General features: G+C 57.9%; 5 protein-coding genes. All 5 read left to right on the forward strand.

Features of this window, described 5'->3' with window-relative positions:
* On the forward strand, positions 1 to 308 hold a 308-nt coding region (locus QZ522_RS17685; protein ID WP_294614699.1), incomplete at its 5' end, for a 50S ribosomal protein L11.
* A gap of 1 nt (position 309) precedes the next feature.
* Positions 310 to 1,008: a 50S ribosomal protein L1 gene (rplA, locus tag QZ522_RS17690; RefSeq protein WP_294614702.1), complete on the forward strand. Its 699-nt coding sequence runs from the start codon at positions 310 to 312 to the stop codon at positions 1,006 to 1,008.
* A gap of 253 nt (positions 1,009 to 1,261) precedes the next feature.
* On the forward strand, positions 1,262 to 1,780 hold the full coding sequence (gene rplJ, locus QZ522_RS17695) for a 50S ribosomal protein L10 (RefSeq protein ID WP_294614705.1): 519 nt from the start codon (positions 1,262 to 1,264) through the stop codon (positions 1,778 to 1,780).
* 75 nt (positions 1,781 to 1,855) lie between these two features.
* Positions 1,856 to 2,233: a 50S ribosomal protein L7/L12 gene (gene rplL, locus QZ522_RS17700; protein WP_294614706.1), complete on the forward strand. Its 378-nt coding sequence runs from the start codon at positions 1,856 to 1,858 to the stop codon at positions 2,231 to 2,233.
* A 239-nt stretch (positions 2,234 to 2,472) separates the two neighbouring features.
* A partial coding sequence (rpoB, locus tag QZ522_RS17705; protein WP_294614708.1) for a DNA-directed RNA polymerase subunit beta occupies positions 2,473 to 5,091 on the forward strand: 2,619 nt, incomplete at its 3' end.

The following is a 5,091-nucleotide window of genomic DNA, read 5'->3' on the forward strand; positions in this document are numbered from 1 at the left end:
AGGCGTTCAATGCCAAGACTGCAGACCTTGAGCCGGGCGCACCGTGCCCGACCGTGATTTCCTATTATCAGGACAAGTCGTTCGAGATGGAAATCAAGACGCCGCCCGCGTCCTACTATCTGAAAAAAGCTGCCAAGCTGCCCTCGGGGTCCAAAACCCCCGGTCGCGCCACAGCCGGTTATGTCTCGACCAAACAGGTCAAGGAAATCGCCGAAGCGAAGTGGAAAGATCTGAACGCAAACGACGTCGAAGCCGCGATGAAAATCATCCTCGGCTCTGCTCGTTCCATGGGCATCGAGGTGAAGTAAGATGGCAAAACTTGGAAAACGTACCCGCGCCATTCGTGAGGCTTTTGCTGGCAAGGATGACCTGAGCGTCGAAGACGCCGTTGCTCTGGTCAAAGGCAATGCCAATGCGAAATTCGACGAAACCGTCGAAATCTCTATGAACCTTGGTGTTGATCCGCGCCACGCCGACCAGATGGTCCGCGGCGTTGTCGGCCTGCCCAATGGCACCGGTAAAGACGTTCGCGTCGCCGTGTTCGCCCGTGGCGCCAAGGCTGAAGAAGCCCAGGCTGCCGGTGCCGATATCGTTGGCGCCGAAGACCTGATGGAAATCGTTCAGGGCGGCAAGATCGACTTTGACCGCTGCATCGCCACCCCCGACATGATGCCCGTCGTGGGCCGTCTGGGTAAGGTGCTTGGCCCCCGCAACCTGATGCCGAACCCCAAAGTGGGCACGGTCACCATGGATGTGGCGCAGGCCGTCAAGAACGCCAAGGGCGGCGAAGTCCAGTTCAAGGCTGAAAAAGCCGGTGTTGTGCATGCCGGTATCGGCAAGGCTTCGTTTGACGCAGGCAAGCTTGCCGAAAACGTCCGTGCCTTTGTTGCAGCCGTGCAAAAGGCCCGCCCGACCGGCGCCAAAGGCACCTATGTGAAGAAGATTTCGGTGTCTTCGACCATGGGCGCAGGCGTGACGATCGACGTCAACAGCGCTGTTGTCGAATAAGAATTTGCACCCGGATCCCTGATCCGGGCGCGAATGGCAGGGCCGTCTTCTGGCCCTGTCCTGTCCGAGACGGAGGGTTGCCGCAACTGCGGTACATAATTCCTTCCTGAGATGGGGAACGAGATAAGATTTCAAACGAGGGCAGCCGCCTTCGGGTGATTTTGGCCTCGGGACCCTGAAATTGGACCCGAACGCTGCCCTTCGGGGTGGCAAAACTGAGCCGGGGGGAGACCCCCAAATTTGGAGTGAAACTGTGGATAGAGCCCAGAAAGAGAAAGTGGTCGAGGAACTCGGCCAGATCTTTGAAAGCTCTGGCGTTGTAGTGGTTGCCCACTACACGGGTCTTACAGTTGCCGAAATGCAAGATCTGCGTGCCCGCGCCCGTGCGGCAGAGGCATCAGTTCGTGTAGCCAAGAACAGGCTCGCCAAAATCGCCCTTGAGGGCAAGCCGTGCGCAAGCATTGCTGACTACCTCTCGGGTATGACCGTTCTTACCTATTCCGAGGACCCCGTGGCAGCAGCCAAGGTGGCCGAGGACTTCGCCAAAGATAACAAAAAGTTTGAGATCCTTGGCGGGGCAATGGGCGAGAACGCTCTGGACCGTGCTGGTGTTGAAGCCACGTCGAAACTGCCGTCGCGCGATGAACTTATCGCGACAATCGTTGGCATGATCGGCGCACCTGCTTCGAACATCGCGGGGGCCATTGGCGCACCTGCTTCGAATATCGCGAGCATTCTTTCGACCATCGAAGAGAAGGCCGAAGCCGCGTAAGGTAACTGTATCATCCGCGTAGGGGATTGATTGCCCAACGTTGGAACACATCTAGAAAAACGGAAAGAGTCACAAATGGCTGATCTGAAAAAACTTGCAGAAGAGATCGTTGGTCTGACGCTTCTCGAAGCACAAGAACTGAAAACCATCCTGAAAGACGAGTACGGCATCGAGCCCGCAGCCGGTGGCGCGGTCATGATGGCTGGCCCGGCTGGCGACGCTGGTGGTTCTGCTGAAGAGCAAACCGAATTTGACGTGATCCTGAAATCGGCCGGCGCGTCGAAAATCAACGTCATCAAAGAGGTTCGCGCAATCACTGGTCTTGGTCTGAAAGAAGCCAAGGACCTGGTGGAAGCAGGCGGCAAAGCCGTGAAAGAGCAAGTCTCGAAAGACGAAGCAGAAGAGATCAAAGGCAAGCTGGAAGCAGCTGGCGCCGAAGTCGAACTGAAGTAATCTTTGCCGGGGCAACCCGGAGCGTTATCAAGGCTGGGTCCGGAATTCCGGGCCCGGCCAAACCTGTCTCAGAGAGGCCCTGCACCAGACGGGGCTTTTCTAAGGCAAGGTTTATATGATCGGGAGGCCGTCTTTGGGACGATGGCCGTGAATGGATCAAACCAGGCCCTCTCGTATGGCCGCGGCGCTGGAGCCCGACAGCGCGCGCGACCGGTGAGAAATGAAAGGTGACTTCGACCATGGCTCAGACCTACCTCGGCCAGAAACGTTTGCGCAAATATTACGGCAAGATCCGTGAAGTGCTTGAAATGCCGAACCTCATCGAGGTTCAGAAATCTTCGTATGATCTGTTTTTGAAATCAGGCGATGAGCCCCAGCCGATGGACGGCGAGGGGATCAAAGGCGTTTTCCAGTCGGTATTCCCGATCAAGGATTTCAACGAAACCAGCGTGCTGGAATTCGTAAGCTACGATCTTGAAAAGCCGAAATACGACGTTGAGGAATGCATGCAGCGTGACATGACCTACAGCGCCCCGCTGAAGGTCAAGCTGCGGCTGATCGTGTTTGATGTCGACGAAGATACCGGTGCGAAATCGGTCAAGGATATCAAGGAACAAGACGTATTCATGGGCGATATGCCCCTGATGACGCCGAACGGCACCTTTGTCGTGAACGGCACCGAGCGCGTGATCGTCTCCCAGATGCACCGCAGCCCGGGCGTGTTCTTTGATCACGACAAGGGCAAGACCCACTCGTCGGGCAAGCTTTTGTTTACCTGCCGGATCATCCCCTATCGCGGCTCCTGGCTCGATTTCGAATTCGACGCCAAGGATATCGTCTTTGCGCGCATCGACCGTCGCCGCAAACTTCCGGTGACAACGCTTCTCTACGCGCTTGGTCTTGACCAGGAAGCGATCATGGATGCGTATTACGACACTGTCGATTTCAAGCTTAAGAAGAAAAAGGGCTGGGTCACCAAGTTCTTCCCCGAGCGGGTCCGTGGCACCCGTCCGACCTATGACCTTGTCGATGCCAAGACCGGCGAAGTGATTGCCGAAGCGGGCAAGAAAGTCACCCCGCGCGCAGTCAAGAAGCTGATCGACGAAGGTAACGTGACCGAGCTTTTGGTGCCGTTCGACCATATCGTCGGTAAGTTCGTGGCGCGTGACATCATCAATGAAGAAACCGGTGCGATCTATGTCGAAGCGGGCGACGAGCTGACGCTTGAGTACGACAAAGAGGGCGAAGTGACCGGTGGCAGCCTCCAGGAATTGCTGGATGCGGGCGTGACCGATATCCCGGTGCTGGATATCGACAACATCAACGTTGGTCCCTACATCCGCAACACCATGGCCGCCGACAAGAACATGAACCGCGGCAGCGCGCTCATGGATATCTATCGCGTGATGCGTCCGGGTGAGCCGCCCACCGAAGAGGCCTCGGCGGCGCTGTTCGAAACACTGTTCTTTGACGCCGAGCGCTATGACCTTTCGGCCGTGGGCCGGGTCAAGATGAACATGCGTCTGGCGCTGGACAAGCCTGATACACAGCGCACGCTGGATCGCGATGATATCGTGGCCTGCATCAAGGCGCTGGTCGAACTGCGCGACGGGCGCGGCGATATCGACGATATCGACCACCTCGGCAACCGCCGGGTGCGCTCGGTTGGCGAGTTGATGGAGAACCAGTATCGCGTCGGTCTTCTGCGGATGGAACGCGCGATCAAGGAGCGGATGTCGTCGGTCGAAATCGACACGGTGATGCCCCAAGACCTGATCAACGCCAAGCCGGCCGCGGCCGCGGTGCGCGAATTCTTCGGCTCTTCGCAGCTGTCGCAGTTCATGGACCAGACCAACCCGCTTTCGGAAGTCACCCACAAACGCCGTCTTTCGGCGCTTGGGCCGGGTGGTCTTACGCGCGAACGTGCGGGCTTTGAGGTGCGCGACGTGCACCCGACCCACTATGGCCGGATGTGCCCGATTGAAACGCCGGAAGGCCCGAACATCGGTCTGATCAACAGCCTCGCCACCTTTGCGCGGGTCAACAAATACGGCTTTATCGAAACGCCTTATCGCAAGGTGGTTGACGGTCAGGTGACGGATGACGTGCAATACATGTCCGCCACCGAGGAAATGCGTCATACCGTGGCGCAGGCCAACGCCAACCTTGATGAGGCAGGCAAATTCGTCAACGATCTGGTCAGCACGCGTCAATCCGGCGAATACATGCTGGCGCCGCGCGAAAGCGTCGACCTGATCGACGTCAGCCCGAAACAGCTGGTTTCGGTTGCCGCCTCGCTTATTCCGTTCCTGGAAAACGACGACGCCAACCGCGCCTTGATGGGCTCGAACATGCAACGTCAGGCGGTTCCGACCCTGCGTGCCGAAGCCCCGCTTGTGGGCACCGGTATCGAAGGTGTCGTGGCGCGCGATTCCGGCGCGGCCATCATGGCGCGTCGCGGCGGTGTCATCGACCAGGTCGATGCACAGCGGATTGTGATCCGGGCCACCTCTGATCTTGAGATCGGGGATCCGGGCGTTGACATCTATCGCATGCGCAAGTTCCAGCGCTCGAACCAGAACTCCTGCATCAACCAGCAGCCGCTGGTGAAGGTCGGTGATACGGTGACCAAGGGCGAAGTGATCGCCGATGGCCCCTGTACCGATATGGGCGAGCTGGCGCTTGGGAAGAACGTGATCACGGCCTTCATGCCGTGGAACGGTTACAACTACGAAGACTCGATCCTGATCTCGGAACGCATCGTGCGCGATGACGTGTTTACCTCGATCCATATCGAAGAATTCGAAGTGGCCGCACGCGATACTAAGCTTGGGCCGGAAGAGATCACCCGCGACATT

Source organism: uncultured Roseovarius sp., from assembly GCF_913054395.1.
Taxonomy (GTDB): Bacteria; Pseudomonadota; Alphaproteobacteria; order Rhodobacterales; family Rhodobacteraceae; genus Roseovarius.

What these genes read in the sequence shown, in the direction of transcription:
- rplA (WP_294614702.1), top strand. Translation starts at nt 310, where the DNA reads ATGGCAAAACTTGGAAAACGTACCCGCGCCATTCGTGAGGCTTTTGCT.
- rplL (WP_294614706.1), top strand. Translation starts at nt 1,856, where the DNA reads ATGGCTGATCTGAAAAAACTTGCAGAAGAGATCGTTGGTCTGACGCTT.